This is a genomic window from Streptomyces ipomoeae 91-03 (genome assembly GCF_000317595.1).
Taxonomy (GTDB): Bacteria; Actinomycetota; Actinomycetes; order Streptomycetales; family Streptomycetaceae; genus Streptomyces; species Streptomyces ipomoeae.
The window spans coordinates 1-17,566 of the sequence record NZ_AEJC01000528.1; the positions used below are offsets into that span (position 1 = coordinate 1).

Genomic DNA, 17,566 nt, shown 5'->3' on the forward strand with positions numbered 1-17,566 from the left:
CGAACGGTCCTGGGTGTCAACGCGACGAAGGAGCAGTACGACGCGCTGAGGGCCGCGCTCCATCTGGACAAGCCGTTCGTCGAGCAGTACTGGCTGTACCTGCGCGACGTCCTGCACGGCGACTTCGGCAGCTCGCTGTTCAGCGGCGAGTCCGTACTGGGAGTGATCGGGCAGCGCCTGCCGGTCACGTTGACGCTGGTGATCGGGGCCACCGTGCTGTCGACCCTGGTCGGCGTCCTGCTCGGGGTGTACAGCGCGCGCGTGGCCGGTTCGCCCGCCGCCTGATCGACGTGGTGTCCCTGTTGGGCAGCGCCCTGCCCAATTTCTGGCTCGCGCTGATGCTCGTGTCCCTGTTCGCCGTGAAGTTCCCGATCTTCCCGGCCACCGGGTACACCCCGTTCGCCCAGTCACCGGGGCAATGGGCGACCGGCCTCGTGCTGCCCGTGATCGCTCTGTCGATCGGGGGTGTCGCCCTGATCTCCAAGATCACCCGCGACGCGATGCTGTCCACCCTGGGCCGCGACTACATCAGGACGCTGCGCGCCTCCGGCGTCCGGCCCGTGTCCATCGTCTGGAAGCACGCACTGCGCAGCTGCGGGCTGCCGGTGGCGACCGCGATCGGCCTGACGATGATCGCGTACATCCCCGGCACGATTCTCGTCGAGAACGTCTTCACGCTGCCCGGGCTGGGGACGACGGTCGTGGACGCGACCAACCAGCACGATCTGCCGGTCGTGCAGGGCGTCGCCATCACCTTCACGGTGCTGGTGATCCTGATCAACCTTCTCGTCGATGTTCTCTACAGCCTCCTGAACCCGAAGGTGCGTGTGGCATGACCGCTGCAGCTCCGCCCGTGAGCGTGCTGTCACGGAAGTGGACCAACCCCTTCGCCGGGATCTGGCGCCGTCCGCTCACCGCGGCAGCGCTCGTCGTGGTCCTGGCGGTCACCCTCGCCGTGATCCTCGCCCCCCTTCTGGCACCGCACCCGCCGCTGGCGCAGGACCTGCTCCACGCGCGCGGCGGTCCGTCGGCCGGCCACCCGCTGGGCACCGACGATCTCGGCCGCGACGTGCTGAGCCGCCTGCTCTACGGCGGGCGGCCGGCCCTGCTGGGGGTGGCTGTCGCCGTGAGCGTCTACATGGTCCTGGGCATGTCGCTCGGCATCCTCGCCGGCTATCTGCGCGGCTGGACCGACCGGGTCATCGTGGGCGTGATGGACGTCATGCTCTCCGTTCCCGTGGTCATCCTCATGCTCGCCGTCCTGGCGATCTTCGGTCAGAGCAATATCGCCGCCATGTTCACGCTCGGCGTGCTCTCCTCCGCGGGCCTGGCGCGGGTCATCCGCAGCTCGTGCATCGCGCTGCGGGAGGAACTGTTCGTGGACGCCGCCAAAGTGTCCGGGCTCAGCTCCGCGCGGATCATGGCACGGCACATCTTCCCCGGCCTGGTGGGGTTGTTGCTGGTCCAGGTCTGTCTCTTCTCGGGCATCGCCCTCATGGTGCAGACCGGCCTCGGGTTCCTCGGCCTGGCCACCCCGCCACCCGCTCCCAGCTGGGGCGGCATGGTGGGGGAGGCCTCGCAGGTCATGCAGCAGACCCCGTACCTGCTGTTCGTCTCCGGCGGCCTCATCGGCCTCATGTCCATCGCCTTCGGGCTGCTCGGCGACGGACTGCGCGACCTCGACCAGGACCGGAGGCGGGGGACCGGCGGGGGCCGGTCGCGGGGGCCGGTTCCCGTGGCCGCCGCCAAGCACACCCCCGGCAGGCCGGACGCCAAGGACACCGCCGGGGCGTCGGACGCCAAGGACACCGCCGGGGCGTCGGACACACCGCCGGACGCGGGTGTGCTCGCCGTGCGTGACTACTCCATCGCCTTTGCCACCGCGCAGGGCCCGCGCACGGTCGTCGACTCCGTCAGCTTCACGGTGAACGCCGGCGAGATCTTCGGCCTCGTGGGCGAATCCGGGAGCGGCAAGACGGTGACGGGCCTGTCGCTGCTCGGGCTGCTCGCCCCGGGCGGCACGGTGACCAGCGGCTCGGCCTGGCTGGCCGGAACCCGCATCACCGGTCTGCCGGAACGGGAACTGCAACGCATCCGCGGCAGCGAGATAGCCCTGGTCTCGCAGGAACCCATGGTGGCACTCGACCCCTACTTCACCATCGGCTCCCAACTGGGCGAGGTCATCCGCCGCACCGGCACCGTGTCGGGCGGGAAGGAGGCCGTCAAGGAACGGATCCATGAGCTGCTGAGCAGCGTCCACCTGCGCGATCCGGACGACGTCGCACGCCGCCACCCGCACGAGCTGTCCGGCGGCATGCTCCAGCGCGTCGCCATCGCCATGGCACTGGCCGGCTCACCGAAGGTGCTGATCGCCGACGAACCCACCACGGCACTGGACGTCACCGTGCAGGCGGGCATCCTGGACCTGCTCCGGACACTGCGCGACGAACGCGGCATGGCGATCATCCTGATCACGCACGACCTGGGCGTGGTGGCCGACACCTGCGACCGCGCGATCGTGATGGAGAAGGGCCGGATCGTGGAGGAGGGCTCGGTCGAGGACATCTTCTACCGGCCCCAGCACCCGTACACCAGGAAACTCATCGACAGCACCCCCAGCATCGCTCGTACCGAGGGCAGGATCGCGTGACCGGAACACCCGTACTCCAGCTTGACGGCCTAGCGGTCCGCTACCCGTCCCGTGGCCTGCGCAAGCCCCCGACCACGGTCATCGAGGACGTGTCCTTCGAGGTCGGACACGCCGAAACGGTCGCACTCGTCGGCGAGTCCGGCTCGGGCAAGACCACCATCGGCAAGGCGGTGCTGGGACTGACCCCGGTCAGCGCCGGACGCGTACTGCTCGACGGGCAGGACATCACCCACCTCACCGGCCGCGCCCGCCGCCCCCTGTCCACCGACCTCCAGGCGATCTTCCAGAATCCCTACGGGTCACTGAACCCGGTGCTGCCCGTGGGCCGGACACTCGCCGAACCCCTGCTCACCGGTTCCACCCTCTCCCGCCAGGAGGTCCACGAACGCATCGCCGAGCTGCTCCGCCGCGTCGGCCTCCCGGAGGACGCCGCCGGCCGATACCCGGCCCAGTTCAGCGGAGGCCAGCGCCAGCGCATCGCCATCGCGAGGGCGGTCGCCCGACAACCCAAGATCATCATCTGCGACGAGCCGACCAGCGCCCTCGACGTCACCACCCAGGCCGCCGCCCTGAACCTCCTTTCCGAGCTCCAGCACACCCTCGGCTGCGCGTACCTGTTCATCACCCACGACCTCGCCGTCGTCAAGGAGTTCGCGGCACGCACCCTGGTGCTGCAAAACGGACGCATCGTCGAAGAGGGACCCAGCGCCGACGTGTGCGACCAGCCGCAGCACGAGTACACCCGGCGACTCGTGGCGGCCGCACCCGTCCCGGACCCGATCCTGCAACGCAAGCGGCGTCAGCAGCGGACGGAGGCGGGAGTCATCGCTCGATGAGTGAGTGGCATCGCTCGATGAGTGGGTGGCATCCGGCTGTCGTCGCTCTTCCGTCAGTCAGTCGGCGGTCAGTCGGCGTCAGTCGTCGGTCAGGCGGATGCCCGGACGCGGATCCGGAGTTCGTCCCGGAGGGGTTCGGTGGGGATCTCTTTCCCCTTGAGCGTGTCGACGACGCGACGAGCCATGTTCCGCGCGATCGTCTCGGTGTCCCGGGCGACCGTGGTGAGCGGCGGCTGTGCCAGTGCCGCGTTGGGGATGTCGTCGACGCCGATCACGGCCATGTCCTGCGGAGCGCGCAGTCCGAGGTGGCTCAGGCCCGCCAGTACGGCCAGGGCGATGTTGTCGTTGAACGCGCAGACGCCCGTCACCGGCGGGTCGGCGGCGAGCCAGGCCCGCACCGCTTCGGCGGCACCCTGCGCGTCGAGGGGCACCGTCCGGACATCGGGTTCTCCGAGTCCGAGTTCGGCGCAGACCTTGCGGACGCCGTCCAGGCGCGGCTGGGCCAGGGCGTCGAGTCCCGGCAGGTCCGGGTAGGCATAGCCGAGCCGGCGGTGGGACTTGGCGAGGTGGAGTGCCTGCAGTGCGCCGATCGGTTGCTCGGACACCATGGGGGGCCGGACTTCGCCTCCTATCGCCCCGTGCATCGCCATGACCACCTCGATGCCCGCCGCCCGCATCGCCTCGGCTTCCAGCTCGGCGAACTCCTGCAGGGCCAGCACCGCCGCCGGGGTCATGGCTTTCCAGATCTCCCGCAAGGGGCGCGCCGGACGAGCCGACGAGTGCACCACAAAGGTCAGACCGTGTTCGGCGAAGGCGTTGGTCAGCTGCTGGATGAGCCGCCCGAGGACATGCTCGATCGGCCAGTCCGGCAGCAGGCCGAGCACGATGTCCGAGCGCCCTGTCCGCAGCGAGCGCGCGGCGGCGGAGGGCGCGTAGCCGAGCCGGGCGGCTGCCTCCCACACCCGCTGCCGTGTGGCCTCGGGGATCTTCTGGTGAGGGGTGTCGTTCAGGACGTAGCTCACCGTCGCGCGCGAGACTCCGGCCTCTCGCGCCACATCCCCGCTGGTCACCCGCCTACCATCGGACACCCCGGTCACCGCCCCGCCCTCGGTCGCACCCCTTGTCAAAGCCCACGGCCGCAGTTAGCTTACCTGCCGGGCGTCAACTGGCACGCTTAAGTGAAACGAGTAGGTGACGCTCGGGGCCACTGCCCCGCTCGCCGTCGGCCGGCCGCTCGCGGGAAGGCTACCCGGCTTCCCGCCCGCCCCTCTTCCCCTCTCCTTCCCGGTGCTCATTGAGGAGGACCGATGTCCGGTATGAAGGGCACCGCTTCCAGCGGTTCCTGGAAGACGGCGGTGCTGGCCGGTATGGCGTCCTATCTGGATGCCGGAGCGCTGGTCAGCTCGGGTATCGCGATCGGTGGATACTACGCCGGCCCGCTCCGACTCGGCGCCGGGACCATCGGCTCGCTGCTGGGGCTGCAGACCCTGGCCTTCGCGGTCGGCGCACTGTTCGGCGGCCGGCTGGGCGACCGGTTCGGCCGCCGCAAGATCTTCACCCTCTCCCTCGCCCTCTACGCGGTCGGCGTCCTCGTGCTCATGGTGGCGGCGGGACCCGTCTGGCTGTACGCCGGTGTCACGGCCACCGGACTGGCCATCGGCGCGGATCTGCCCGTCTCGCTCGCCCTGGCCAACGAAGAGGCTCCACCCGGCAGGAAGGGCACCATGGTGGTGCTCTCCGGCATGCTCTGGCTCGCCGGCATCGTCGCCGTGCTCGCCCTGAGCTCCTTCACCGGAGCGCAGGGCATCACCGGCGGCCGGATCCTGTTCGCCCATCTGCTGGCCGTCGCGGTCGTCGTGCTCCTGCTGCGCCTCACCCTCAAAGAGTCGGCCGAATGGGCAGCCGCACGCCGCGCCGCCGACACGCACACCACAGCCGGCCCCGGAACCCTCCACCTCAGCCGCGTACGCGAGCTCTTCCGCGCCCCCACCCTCCACGCCCTGCTCGCGACCGGCCTGTACTACGCCACCTGGAACCTCGGCGCGAACACCCTCGGCCAGTTCGGCACCTTCCTGTGGACCGCCCTGGCCAAGGGACAGACCGAGCAGTTCTCGCAGCTGTCCCTCCTCGGACTGCCCCTCGGCTTCGTCGCCGGCCTGGTGTTCATGCGGGTGGTCGACAAACCGGCCCGGTACGCCTGGTTCGCGGTCGGCTCCGCCCTGATCGTCATCGCCTGGGCCCTGCCCGCCCTGCTCGGGCCGACCAGGTTCACCCTGGTCACCGTCATGCTCATCTCCGGTCTCGGCAACTCCTTCGCCGGTGAGGCCGTCTACAAGGTCTGGTCCCAGGAACTGTTCCCCACCCTGCTGCGGGCCACCGCCAGCGGTGTGACCATGGCCTTCACCCGGGCCGTCGCCGGACTCGCCGCGCTGGGCACGCCTGCCTTCGCCCTCGGCCACACCCGCCTGTTCTTCGCCCTGCTCCTCGCCTGCGCGACAGCCGCGGCGGTCATCGGCCTGACCTGGATACCCCATCTGCCCAAAGCTCCCCGGCCGGAAGAGCCGACCCAGCCGAACACCCCGACGCGCAGAACCAGCGAGGCGACCCTGTGATCCGTTCACTCGGCCGAGCCGAGGCCCGGTGACGGTGACGGTGCTCCGCGTCCTCGCCCGGTACGGCCTTGACCGTCGTGTTCGTGGACAGGCCCACCGAGGCGAGCCGCCACGCGGGACCGCGCGGGACCGCGCGGGACCACGCGGGACCAGCGCAGCTCGGCGGTTCCGCGGTTCTCGAAACAGGATCCGGGATCCGGTCACCGCTCCGCCGTTCACATAGGGAAACGCTCCGCCGATCACATCGGGAAACAGGGTGATCCGGCGAACGCCGCGTCCACGTACAAGCCATGAGGAGGACCCGATGGCCATGACTCCGCCGCCCTTCGACCCCGAACTCGCCGCCGAACTCGATGCGATCGGTGAGTTCCTGCCGCCCACGATCACCCCGGACATGATCCCGGCCGGGCGGCAGATGAACACCGGCCCGTTCGCGCCCCCGACGAACGAGGAACTGGCCGGTGACGGTCTCTTCGACGTCGAGGAGCGGGCGGCGCCCGGGCCGCCGGGCGCGCCGGAGGTCCCGCTGCTGATCTGCCGGCCCACCGGCGTGACCGGTCCACGCCCGATCGTCTACAACATCCACGGCGGTGGCATGGTGGCGGGCAGCCATCGGCTGGGGATTCCGCTCGACTGGGCCGAGGAACTGGGGCTGGTCGTGGTGTCCGTGGAGTACCGGCTCGCCCCCGAACATCCGCACCCGGCTCCGGTGGAGGACTGCTACGCGGGCCTGCTGTGGACGGCCGAGCACGCGAAGGAGATCGGGGGCGACCCGGACCGCATCATCCTGGCGGGCGGCAGCGCGGGCGGCGGGCTCACCGCGGCGGTGGCACTGCTGGCCCGCGACCGCGAAGGCCCGCGTGCGATCGGGCAACTGCTGATGTGCCCGATGCTCGACGACCGCAACGACACCCCGTCCGCCCACCAGATGGCCGGCCTGGGCGTGTGGGACCGCACCTCCAACGAGACCGGCTGGAGCGCGCTGCTGGGTGAGGCGCGGGGCACCGCCGACGTCTCGCCCTACGCCGCGCCCGCCCGCGCGGACGACCTGTCCGGGCTGCCCCCGGCGTTCATCGACGTCGGCTCGGCGGAGACCTTCCGCGACGAGGACGTCGCCTACGCGAGCCGTATCTGGCAGGCGGGCGGCATCGCCGAGCTGCATGTGTGGCCGGGCGGTTTCCACGGGTTCGACGCCATGGTCCCGCAGGCCGCACTCTCACAGAACGCCCGCACGGCACGGCTCCAGTGGCTGCATCGGCTGCTGGGCGAGTGACCCCGACAGGGGCCTGGCGAGTAGACGGTCCAGACCACCGCCTGGGCCTTTCCCCGTGCGCCTTGCTGGTGCACCAAGGACGGCATCAAGGAGTGAACCGACGCCATGCGGTTGCCCGCCTACGGCGGCAACCGGCGCGTTCCGGGGCCGCGGAGTGAAGAAGTCGCCCTCCTCGCCGGGGTCGGCATCGATCACTACGTGCGCCTGGAGCGCGGGTACCTCGCCGGGCCTCGGAGGAAGTCCTCGACGCCGTCGCGCACGCCCTCCAGCTGGATGACGCCGAACGCGCCCATCTCCACGACCTGGCCCGCGCCGCCGCCAAACGCCCCGCCCGCCGCAAGCGCGCCCGCGGACCACTACCGGACAGCGTCCTGCGGGTCCTGCACTCCATGACCGACTCCCCGGCCTTCGTCCGCGACGGCCGTCTGGACATCCTGGCCGTCAACCACCTCGGCCGCGCCCTCTACTCCCCGCTCTTCCCCGCCTGGGAGGAGTCCGTGAACACCACGGTGTCCCTGCTGCGTACCGAGGCCGGATGTGCCCCGCACGACAGTGAGCTGACGGGACTCATCGGCGAACTCGTCACCCGCAGCGACGAGTTCCGCATCACCTGGGCCAAACACAACGTGCGTCTGCACCACACGGGCCGCAAGTCGTTCCGGCACCCCGCCGTCGGTGTCCTCACCCTCGACTTCGACGCCATGGAACTGCCCGCCCAGCCCGGCCTGACCATGACCGCGTACAGCGCCGCACCCGGCACGCCCGACCACGACTCCCTGCGACTCCTCGCCGCCTGGGCCGCCGCCGAGAACGCCGAGCCCACCAGCCACCCCTCAAACCAACCGGATCGGTGAGCGCCGGACCGTGCTCGGCCGCCTCGCAGCCTCCGGCGTCCGTATGACCGCCGTGACGTGAAAAGCGAAGCCGTCGGCCGTGAAACGCGGAGCCGCCGGCCCGAGCGGGAGCGCGAGCCGGCGGCCCGGTCGGCGGTCAAGCCCCGGGGTGCAGCCCGAGCCAACCGGGGGTGGGATCGCCCTTGACCTCGCCGAAGTACAGGGCGAACGTCTGCTTCCAGCGTTCCACCTCGGCGCGGTCGGCCATGAACTTCGGGAAGCCGTCGACGTGGGCGTCGGGGTACTCCCAGATCGGCTTCAGGCCGGCCGGGGGCGTGATGTCGGTGCGCACCGACCAGCCGTTGAAGGATTTCTTCTGCGTCTCGGCGGACAGCTGCCAGTTGAGGTACAGCTTGGCGGCCGTGGAGTTCTCGGCCTGCTTGAGGATGGCCGCGCGCTGGCCCCAGGCCATGAACGGATGCCCGTCGGCGATCACGAACCGCACCGGGGACGACGAGGAGGGCACCGCCGAGCCCGCGGTGCCGATGCCGATCGCCTTCTGCCCACCGGAGACGGCCTCGCCCGGGGTGTTGCTGCCCCGCGCGAACCGCACGTCCTGGGCGGCGAGCCTGGCCACCCAGTCCCAGCCGTAGGTGCGGGCGTACAGCGCGTAGAGGTAGAGGACGGCGTCGTCGTCGTGCGGGTACGAGGAGGCGATCTTGCCCTTCCACTTCGGGTCGATCAGGTCCAGCGGGTTGCGCGGCGCGTCCGATCCCACGGCCGCGGTGCCGTACAGGAAGCTGAAGGCGATCGCCGAAACGGCGACCCACGCACCCTGCGGGTCCTTGAACGCGTCGTGCACCTTCGAGAACCCGGCGGGCTTGTAGTTCAGCAGCCTGCCCTGCTGTTTCCAGCGGACGAAGTCCTGCAGGGTCTGCAGCTGGACGACGTCGGGGACGACGGTGTCGGTGGCGAACTGGTTGTCGAGGCGGACGTCGTGGTACTTGCTGTAGTCGACGACGAGCGTCAGGTCGATGTCGGGGAAGCGGGCCTTGAAGGCGGCCTTGGTGCCGTCCTGCTGGGTCGGGGTGTCGCCGCCGGCGTAGACCACGAGCTTTCCGCCCTCCTTGAGGGCGGCCTGGTACAGCTCGTCCAGCGTGCGGGTCTCCTCACGGCCGGCCGAGCGCCCGGACGCGGCGGGAGAGGCCGAAGCCGGGAGTGCCGAGGCGGCGAACGCGCCGGCGCCGAGGGCGGCACCGGCACTGGCGGCGAGGACGCGTCGCCTGCTGAGGAAATCGGTCATGCCGAAGAGACCTCTCTGGTGGGGGCGTGAAGGGCCCGGAGCGCGGGCGATGCTGATTCTGGTGCGGCCGGGCCTCGCTTCGCGTCGTCCGTACGGAGAGAGAAGGTCTTCAGTAGGTCGAATCCGCGTTCAACCGTTCGGTTGAACGCCGCTGTCGGGCCCTTGCGCGCCCGGTCGCCGCGGTGGGGGAGCGGTGGTCCGGCGTGGCACCAGTGCGGGGGAGAGCTTGATCTGGACCGATGGCTTGTGGCGGTCGGCGATCCGCTCCAGCAGCAGGCGGGCGGCGTTGCCGCCGATCTCGCGGCCGGCCTGGTCGACGCTGGTCAGGGAGATCCCACCGAACGCGGCGAAGGTCGTGTTGTCGTAGCCGGCCACCGAGATGTCGCCGGGCACGGAGAGCCCGGCCTCGGCGACCGCCTCCAGCACACCCATGGCCACGACGTCCGCCCCGGCGAAGACGGCCGTGGGCCTGTTGGGGCGTGCGAGCAGTTCCTTGGCGCCCTGGAACCCGCCCTGCTGGGTGTAGCTGGTGGAGACGATGTCGATCTCCTCGGCGAGACCGAGGGATCGCATGGCCTGCCGATAACCCTCCGCCCGCTGGGCGTTGGGCATCTCCGTCAGACGCGTCGGGTCGGACTCGTGGTGCTCGATATGGGCGATTCTGCGGTGGCCGAGGTCGGCGAGATGGCGGACGACCAAGGAGGCCCCCGCCATGTCGTCGTCCGTGACGGTGTCGTACACGAGGGAGTGCCCATGGCGGCCGACGACGACGGTCGGCACGAGGGAGGCGACCCGTTCGAGGTGAGCGCGCGACGACACGGGCGCGACGAGGACGATGCCGTCCATCCCCCGGTCGATCATGGCTTCCGTGACGCGTGCCTCCGCCTTCTCCCCGTTGCACCCTCCCGGACCCAGGAAGACCTGGTAGTCGGTCTCCTCCAGCCGGCCGGTGATCCCGTCGATGATCTCGGGGAAGAAGGGGTTGCGGATGTCGGGGAGCATCACGCCGATGGTGTACGTCTGGCCGCGCAGGCCCCGGGCCGCCGCGTAGGGCCGGTATCCCAGTTCGTCGATCGCCCGGCGCACCTTGGCGCGCATCTCGGGGCTGGCCCCGTAGGCGTTGCGCAGCACCTTGGAGACGGTGGTGGTGGACACCTGGGCGTGCCGGGCGACGTCGACGATGGTGACACGGCGGGGCGGTGCTGGTTGTTGCATACAGTCTCCTGCGGCGTCGTGAGAAACGTTGCCGCAGAGTGTAGGGACCAGGTGAGGCGTTCGGTAAGCACCGAGTGTCCGGTCCTGTTGATGTACGAGGCGCCGACCGAGCCACCGAGAGTGAAGTCGCCGGTGCCCGTGGCCCGTTGATGTCTGCTCACGCAGATGTAACAAGCGCGCAGCGTGCGCGGCATCTTGACGTCACGCTGGAGGCTCTCTAGGGTCTGGCCCACCCTTTGGGAAACGTTCCCCAAGCCCGACCCGGGCCGTTCGAGCCCGGAGCGGCATCCCCAGACCAGAAGTCGGCCGCCACCTCACTCCGTTCAGTCGACCGGCCTCGGTCGACCGCAGGGTGAAACGTTTCAATCGGGTAGGTCAGCCCGTGACTCTCGCTCCGAACGACCCGCTTCCGGACCACGATGGGCTTCCGGATCCGACCCCGTCCCCCGCCCGTCGGCGGCATGCGCACACCGGCCCGCCCTGGTGGTTCGTACTGCCGGCGCTGCTGCTCTTCGCCTTCGTCGTCCTGGTGCCGAGCGTGCGCGGCGTGTACTACGCGTTCACCGACTGGGACGGCCTGAACGCCGACCACTCCTTCGTGGGGCTGGGCAACTTCTCCGACATGCTCCGTGACGCCGACGCGAAGCAGGCCGTCTGGCACACCCTGCTGATCGCCGTGTCGATCACGGTCCTGCAGAACGCGGTGGGGCTGGTCCTGGCCCTCGGGGTCAGCTCGGCCATCAAGTCCCGCAACCTGCTCAGGGTCTTCCTCTTCGCTCCGGCCGTGATCGCCCAGATCGTGACCGCCTACCTGTGGCGCAACCTGCTCGGCCCGGACGGGGCGGTCAACAGCCTGCTGGGCGCGGTGGGCCTCGGCGGCTGGGAACAGGACTGGCTCGGCGACCCGGACCTCGCCCTCTGGGCCGTGGTGGGGGTCATCGTGTGGCAGTACGCCGGCTACTCCATGGTCATCTTCCTGGCGGGGCTGCAGTCCGTGCCCAAGGAGATCCACGAGGCGGCGTCGATCGACGGCGCCGGTCCCGTGCGGCGCTTCTGGTCGGTGACCCGGCCGCTGCTGGCCCCGGCGTTCACCATCAACCTGATGCTGTCGATCATCGGCGGGATCAAGCTCTTCGACCAGGTGTACGCGCTGACCGGCGGCGGGCCGGGCCACGCCACCGACACCATCTCGACGCTGATCTACAAGGACGCCTTCACGCTGGGCGAGTTCGGCTACAGCATCGCCCTCGCGGTCGTGCTGACGATCATCGTGGCGGTCGCCTCCACCGGGCAGTACCTCGCGCTGTCCCGCAACGAGAGGGCCGCGTCATGAACCGCTACCGCCCGCGCACCCTCGCCCTCGAACTGACGATGATCGCCGCCGCCCTGTTCATCGGCTTCCCGGTGTACGTCCTGGTCAACCTCGCCGTACGGGCACCCTCGGACACCTCCTCGCCCATCAGCCCGACCAGGTCGCCGACCCTGGACAACTTCACCCGGGCCTGGGAGCAGGGCGCGCTCGGCGGGGCGCTCGCCAACAGCCTGCTGGTCACGGTGTGCAGCGTCGTCATCGTGCTGGCGGTGTCGTCCCTCGCGGCGTATCCGCTGGCCCGCATCACGGCCCAATGGTCCAGGGGAACGTATCCGCTCGTCCTCCTCGGCCTGGTGCTGCCCTTCCAACTCGCCTCGCTGCCGCTCTACCAGACCATGCGTGACCTCGGTCTGCTCGGCACCCCCTGGGCGCTGGTCCTCTTCTACTCCGGACTGCAGGTGCCGTTCACCGTCTTCCTCTACGTCGGTTTCCTGCGCGCCCTGCCACGCGACTTCGAGGAAGCGGCACTGATCGACGGCTGTACCCCACTGCAGGGCTTCCGACATGTGGTCCTGCCCATGCTCAAACCGATCACCGTCACGGCTCTGGTGCTCAACGCCGTGGCCATCTGGAACGACTTCTTCACCCCGCTGCTGTACCTCAGCGGCAGCGCCCAGCAGACCGTACCGGTCGCGATCGCCGGTTTCGTCGGCCAGTACGTCACCGACTGGAACCTCATCTTCGCCGCACTGGTGATCAGCATCCTGCCCGTCCTGATCGTCTACTTCCTGCTCCAGCGCAGCATCATCAACGGCTTCGCGGGAGGGCTGAAGGGATGAACGTCCGCCGCCTTCTCCTCAAGGGAGACACCATGAGAACACGCACCACCACCGCCCTGATCGCCACGGCGACAGCCGCCGCCCTCCTGGCCGCCTGCAGCGGCGGGACCAAAGCCGCCTCCGGTGACGGCGACTCCCGGACCCTGACGCTCGCCTCGATCGACCAGGGCTCGATCCAGGACGTCGTCAAGGCGTTCGAGAAGGCCAACCCGGGAGTCAAGGTCCGCTACACCACCAGCGGCGCCGACCAGTACCAGCAGCAGATCCGCATCCAGCTGTCCTCGGGCACCGCACCGGATGTGATGTCCGTCTGGCCGGGTGACGGCAACCCCGGTGCCACCTACGTGCTGGCCAAGCCGGGCTACCTGCGCGATCTCTCGGACCGGCCCTGGGCCGCCAAGATGCCCGAAGCGATCAGGAGCGTGGCCCAGTACGAGGGGAAGACCTACACCGCGGTCTTCGGGCAGAACGGCATCGGCGCGGTCTACAACCAGCAGGCCCTGGACAAGGCCGGACTCACCCCGCCGGACACCTGGACGGACCTGCTGGCCTTCTGCCGGGCCGCGAAGGCGAAGGGCACCCCCGCCTTCGCGCTGGGCAACCAGGACAACTGGGTGACGCAGCTCGTCCAGTACGCGCTGGTCGCCACGACCGTCTACGGCCCGGACCGCGACTTCGACAAGAAGATGCAGGCCGGCCAGGCCACCTTCGCCCAGTCGCCCTGGAAGACCGCGCTCGACAAGTACCTGACGATGGAGAAGACCGGCTGCTTCCAGAAGAACCCCCTGGGCACCAACTACGAGGCCGGCCAGCAACTGGCGGCCTCCGGCAAGACGCTCGGCATCATCCAGGGGAACTGGGTCATCGCCCTCCTCAAGCAGAAGAACCCCGAGGGCACGTTCACACTCAAGGCCCTGCCGGCCACCGACGACCCGTCCGAGACCATCGTCCCGGCCGCGGCGGGCGCCGGCTACGGGGTCAACGCGAAGGCGAAGAACGAGAAACTGGCGCTGAAGTTCGTCGACTTCGTGATGTCGCCCGAGGGCATGAACCTGTTCGTCGAGAAGCAGGGCGGCCTGCCCTCCCTCCCGGGCACGGGCTACGACGTCGACCCGTCGCTGACCGAACTCTCGAAGTTCATCAACGCGAACCGCACCGTCCCGTTCATGGACCAGCGCTGGCCCAACCCCAAGGTGCAGCAGACCATGCTCAGCGGCCTCCAGGAGATCTTCAGCGGCCAGTCCACCCCCGAGAAGCTCCTCGAGGAAATGGACGCCGACTACAAGGCCGGCTCCTGAGCACCTGTCGCCGACCGGCCGGCCACGGCGTCAGCCGCACGGCCGACCGTGATCCCCACCGTATCGATCAAGGAGTTGAGGCATGCCCGAAGAGCCACGCGGCGCTCTGAACCGTAGACAGGTCATCGAGGTCTTCGCGGTCGGGGCGGCAGGGCTGGCCCTTCCTGCCGCAGCCGCCGGGTCGGCCGTCGCCGGCGGATCCCACGGCGCGACGGTCGACGGGCTCGGCGTCAACGGCAGGCATGACGAACCGCTCGGCGTCGACGACCCGGCTCCCAGGCTCAGCTGGCTGGTGGCCGGTGCTCCGGCCGACTGGCGACAGGCCGGATACCGGATCCGGGCAGCACGCAGCGTCCGGGACCTGACCGGTGGCCCCTATATGTGGGACTCCGGCAAGGTCCGGTCGGAGGCACAGACCGACATCCCATGGGGCGGAGAGGCGCTCCGCTCCCGTCAGACGGTCGTGTGGCAGGTCCGGGTCTGGAGCGCGCGAGGTGACGTGACGGACTGGAGCCGCCCTGCCTCCTGGGAGATGGGGCTGCTCGAGCGCGGCGACTGGGGCGCGGCCGAGTGGATCGAGTATCCCGGCCGGAACGTCGGTGATCCGCTGCCGATCCTCGCCCGCGCGTTCAAGGTCGACCAGCGGGCCGGAGGGGCAATCACCAAGGCACGGCTTCATCTCTCCGGGGTCGGCCTCCATGAAGCCACGCTCAACGGCGAGGCCGTCACCGACGAGGTGCTCGCGCCCGGCAACTCCAACTACCAGCTCTCCACGGAGTACCGCACCCATGACGTGACCCACCTCGTCCGCCCCGGTGCCAACACCCTGGGAGTCGCGCTGGGACATGGAACCGCCCTGGTCACACGCTCCGTCACCAACCCGGCGACCGGCCGCACGGCCCCGTACAGCTGGTGGCAGAGCCAGTTCAAGGGCAGTGGGACGCTTGCCGCTCCGGCCGCCGCCGGGGACACCGTCGTCAAGGTGAGCGATGTGACCGGCTACCACGTCGGTGGCACGGTCAACATCGACACGGGTGACGGCGGTGAGCGGCTGGAGCCGCGGACGATCACCGCGATCGGCACCGCCGGCGCGGACGGTACGGGCATCACCTTCGAGCCCGCCCTGGCCGCGGCCCACACGGCCGGCGCCGAGGTCACCGGCTCCGGGAACCCGCTCGCCGGCACCGACCCGAGCGCCGGTGCCGCCGTGACGCCGCGGCTGATCGCCCGCCTCGAGATCACCAGGGCCGACGGCTCGGTTCAGGTCATCGTCAGCGACCGTTCGTGGCGGGCGGCGCTCGGTCCGATCACGACCGACAACTGGTACTCGGGCTCCGACTACGACTCACGCCGTGAGCAGCCCGGCTGGACCGCCCCCTGGGCCGACCTGGGAGCATCGGCGAAGCGCCGTGACGGTTCGCCCGTCGGTTGGGTGCGCGCCGGCATCGCACCGCCGCCCAACCTGACGACGGATCTCGTCCGGCGGGCGGCGGAACCGGTGAAGATCATGGACCGGATCCGCCCGGTCGGCGTGACACAGCCCAAACCGGGCGTGTGGGTGTTCGACTTCGGCCAGAACTTCGCCGGCTGGCCGGAGCTGAGGATCGACGGAACCGTGCCGGCGGGCACGACGATCAAGATGCTGCCCGCCGAGTCGCTGGCCGCCGACGGCACCGTCCACCAGGCATCCCTCATGGGCGGCGGCAGCGCCCGGGGCACCGACCTGTTCGCCGCGTACACCACCCACGGCGACCCGGACGGCGAGACCTGGCACCCCCGGTCCCACTACTTCGGCATGCAGTGGCTCCAGGTGACCGGCCTGCCGGAGGGCTACCTGCCCACGGCCGACACGGTCACGGGCCTGCTGCTGCACGCGGACACCCCCGTCGCGGGCCACCTCCGGACCTCCGACGACCGGATCAACCGCATCCACCGCATGGCGCGGTACTCGATCACGAGCAACACGATGTCGACGTTCACCGACTGCCCCGGGCGAGAGAAGCTCGCCTACCCCGCGGACTACGTGCAGCCCTTCGGTTCGCTGCACCGGCACTTCGGCTACGCCGCCTACCTGCGCACGATGCAGCGTCATCTGGCGGAGGGCCAGTCCAGGTCCGGTGACAACATCGGCAATGTGGCGCTCAAGGCGCCCGTGTACGACTGGGGCTACCTGGGCCGGTTCGGCGACGAGATCAACTGGGGCAACGGAATCGTCCTGGTGCCGTGGCTGCTTCACGAGATCTACGGCGACACCCGGACGATGGCCCGGTACTACGGCCAGATGCAGGCGTTCCTGCAGTACATCAGGACGAGGAAGGCGGGCACGGGCGCCGACGCGCACATCGTCGACGCCGCGCTGGCCGACTGGATCGCGGCCGAGCCCACCTCGGGCCGGATCACCGGCACCTGGGGGTACCACCAGGTCGCCGACCGGATGGCGAGGATGGCCGCCCTGCTGGGACATGACGCGGACGCGCGCGAGTACCGCGATCTCGCGACCGCCATCAAGGACGCGTTCAACGCCGCGTTCTACAACTCCGCCCTCGGCCGCTACACCAGCCAGGGCGACGCGGGCACCACCGGAGCGACCCAGGCCGCCCAGGCCCTCGCGCTCGACGAGGGCCTGGTCCCCGAGGGCGAACGCGAGCGGGTCCTCGACGCGCTGGTCGAACTGATCTACGGCTTCCAACCGTTCGGCGGTGGGCCCCACTTCAGCGGCGGCACCATCGGGCTCGCCCCGACCGTGCGGGCGTTGACGGACGGCGGCCGGGACGACGTGCTGTGGGACGTACTCCAGGAGGACACCCGGCCGAGCTACGGGTTCTTCATGGCGCCGACCACGGCGAACCCCGGGGGCCTCACCACGATCCCCGAGAACTGGGACATCCGCGCCTCGAAGAACCACATGATCCTTCTCCAGATCGAGGAGTGGTTCCACGGTGGCCTGGCCGGCATCCGGCAGGCGCGTGGCTCCGCCGGCTATCGCGAGCTGGTCATCGATCCGCGGGTCGTCGGCGACCTCACCCATGTCGAAGGGAGTTACCAGACCCCCTACGGCAAGGCCGCGGCGAAGTGGACCCTCGACAAGGGCACCTTCCGGCTGACGGTCGAGATACCGCCGAACACCACGGCCGAGGTGCGGGTGCCGACAGGCGGCCGTGCGGCACACGAGGCCTCCAGGGGCGCGGTGTTCCAGCGCATCGAGGACGACCGGGCCGTCTTCCGCGTTCCGTCGGGGACGTACGTCTTCACCACCCGCGGCGTGCGCGCCGCGTCGTGAACACCTGTCGACAATCGAAAGGACGATGGAGTGACTCATGACTTACCCGAAGCGGATGACGCGGACTCCCGGGCCCCGGGGAGCGGCCGTGCCGGCGGGCATGAGACAGGAGTAC

At 70.0% G+C, this 17,566-nt stretch carries 12 protein-coding genes and 2 pseudogenes; 11 read left to right on the forward strand and 3 right to left on the reverse strand.

The window, feature by feature from the left end:
* The 4 genes and pseudogenes from STRIP9103_RS52220 to STRIP9103_RS34130 all read left to right on the forward strand — a co-directional run.
* Positions 1-285, forward strand: a pseudogene (locus tag STRIP9103_RS52220) (ABC transporter permease); the annotation flags it as partial.
* A 5-nt stretch (positions 286-290) separates the two neighbouring features.
* Positions 291-836, forward strand: coding sequence for an ABC transporter permease (locus STRIP9103_RS34120; RefSeq protein WP_009329090.1), 546 nt, complete (start codon positions 291-293; stop codon positions 834-836).
* Positions 833-2,650: a dipeptide/oligopeptide/nickel ABC transporter permease/ATP-binding protein gene (locus STRIP9103_RS34125; RefSeq protein ID WP_009329105.1), complete on the forward strand. Its 1,818-nt coding sequence runs from the start codon at positions 833-835 to the stop codon at positions 2,648-2,650. Before STRIP9103_RS34120 ends, STRIP9103_RS34125 begins: the two co-directional genes overlap by 4 nt.
* Complete coding sequence (locus STRIP9103_RS34130; RefSeq protein ID WP_009329082.1) at positions 2,647-3,486, forward strand: ABC transporter ATP-binding protein; 840 nt, start codon at positions 2,647-2,649, stop codon at positions 3,484-3,486. The genes STRIP9103_RS34125 and STRIP9103_RS34130 overlap by 4 nt, the downstream gene beginning before the upstream one ends.
* 89 nt (positions 3,487-3,575) lie before the next feature.
* On the opposite strand, the gene STRIP9103_RS34135 is transcribed toward STRIP9103_RS34130, so the two are convergent.
* Positions 3,576-4,556, reverse strand: coding sequence for a LacI family DNA-binding transcriptional regulator (locus STRIP9103_RS34135; protein WP_100244057.1), 981 nt, complete (start codon positions 4,554-4,556; stop codon positions 3,576-3,578).
* Positions 4,557-4,793: 237 nt separating this feature from the next.
* Here STRIP9103_RS34135 and STRIP9103_RS34140 point away from each other — a divergent pair, with 237 nt between their 5' ends.
* The 3 genes and pseudogenes from STRIP9103_RS34140 to STRIP9103_RS34150 form a co-directional block, all read left to right on the forward strand.
* Positions 4,794-6,098, forward strand: a complete 1,305-nt coding sequence (locus STRIP9103_RS34140) for an MFS transporter (RefSeq protein WP_009329100.1) — start codon at positions 4,794-4,796, stop codon at positions 6,096-6,098.
* Between the two features lie 304 nt (positions 6,099-6,402).
* Positions 6,403-7,371 (forward strand): alpha/beta hydrolase, encoded by a 969-nt coding sequence (locus STRIP9103_RS34145; RefSeq protein WP_009329115.1) that lies wholly within the window; start codon positions 6,403-6,405, stop codon positions 7,369-7,371.
* Between the two features lie 111 nt (positions 7,372-7,482).
* Positions 7,483-8,225: pseudogene (locus STRIP9103_RS34150) on the forward strand (helix-turn-helix transcriptional regulator); the annotation flags it as partial.
* Positions 8,226-8,361: 136 nt separating this feature from the next.
* Here STRIP9103_RS34150 and STRIP9103_RS34155 read toward each other — a convergent pair.
* Entirely contained in the window at positions 8,362-9,507 is a 1,146-nt protein-coding gene (locus tag STRIP9103_RS34155; RefSeq protein WP_009329103.1) for an ABC transporter substrate-binding protein, read from the reverse strand.
* A gap of 129 nt (positions 9,508-9,636) precedes the next feature.
* Positions 9,637-10,722 carry a LacI family DNA-binding transcriptional regulator gene (locus STRIP9103_RS34160; RefSeq protein WP_009329111.1) on the reverse strand — a complete coding sequence of 362 codons (1,086 nt, stop codon included), beginning with the start codon at positions 10,720-10,722 and terminating at the stop codon, positions 9,637-9,639.
* A 382-nt stretch (positions 10,723-11,104) separates the two neighbouring features.
* Here STRIP9103_RS34160 and STRIP9103_RS34165 point away from each other — a divergent pair, with 382 nt between their 5' ends.
* The 4 genes from STRIP9103_RS34165 to STRIP9103_RS34180 all read left to right on the forward strand — a co-directional run bounded on the left by STRIP9103_RS34165 (position 11,105) and on the right by STRIP9103_RS34180 (position 17,451).
* A complete protein-coding gene (locus STRIP9103_RS34165; RefSeq protein ID WP_009329083.1) occupies positions 11,105-12,055 on the forward strand; it encodes a carbohydrate ABC transporter permease in 951 nt (316 codons plus the stop codon).
* Entirely contained in the window at positions 12,052-12,873 is an 822-nt protein-coding gene (locus tag STRIP9103_RS34170) for a carbohydrate ABC transporter permease (protein WP_009329114.1), read from the forward strand. The genes STRIP9103_RS34165 and STRIP9103_RS34170 overlap by 4 nt, the downstream gene beginning before the upstream one ends.
* A 32-nt stretch (positions 12,874-12,905) precedes the next feature.
* Positions 12,906-14,171 carry an ABC transporter substrate-binding protein gene (locus STRIP9103_RS34175; protein ID WP_048821494.1) on the forward strand — a complete coding sequence of 422 codons (1,266 nt, stop codon included), beginning with the start codon at positions 12,906-12,908 and terminating at the stop codon, positions 14,169-14,171.
* An 82-nt stretch (positions 14,172-14,253) separates the two neighbouring features.
* Entirely contained in the window at positions 14,254-17,451 is a 3,198-nt protein-coding gene (locus STRIP9103_RS34180) for an alpha-L-rhamnosidase (protein ID WP_009329107.1), read from the forward strand.
* The last annotated feature ends 115 nt before the right edge of the window (positions 17,452-17,566 follow it).

Coding starts and splice junctions, on each gene's coding strand:
- STRIP9103_RS34125 (WP_009329105.1), top strand. CDS start 833: ATGACCGCTGCAGCTCCGCCCGTGAGCGTGCTGTCACGGAAGTGGACC.
- STRIP9103_RS34155 (WP_009329103.1), bottom strand. CDS start 9,507: ATGACCGATTTCCTCAGCAGGCGACGCGTCCTCGCCGCCAGTGCCGGT.
- STRIP9103_RS34140 (WP_009329100.1), top strand. CDS start 4,794: ATGTCCGGTATGAAGGGCACCGCTTCCAGCGGTTCCTGGAAGACGGCG.
- STRIP9103_RS34170 (WP_009329114.1), top strand. CDS start 12,052: ATGAACCGCTACCGCCCGCGCACCCTCGCCCTCGAACTGACGATGATC.
- STRIP9103_RS34145 (WP_009329115.1), top strand. CDS start 6,403: ATGGCCATGACTCCGCCGCCCTTCGACCCCGAACTCGCCGCCGAACTC.
- STRIP9103_RS34175 (WP_048821494.1), top strand. CDS start 12,906: ATGAGAACACGCACCACCACCGCCCTGATCGCCACGGCGACAGCCGCC.
- STRIP9103_RS34160 (WP_009329111.1), bottom strand. CDS start 10,722: ATGCAACAACCAGCACCGCCCCGCCGTGTCACCATCGTCGACGTCGCC.
- STRIP9103_RS34180 (WP_009329107.1), top strand. CDS start 14,254: ATGCCCGAAGAGCCACGCGGCGCTCTGAACCGTAGACAGGTCATCGAG.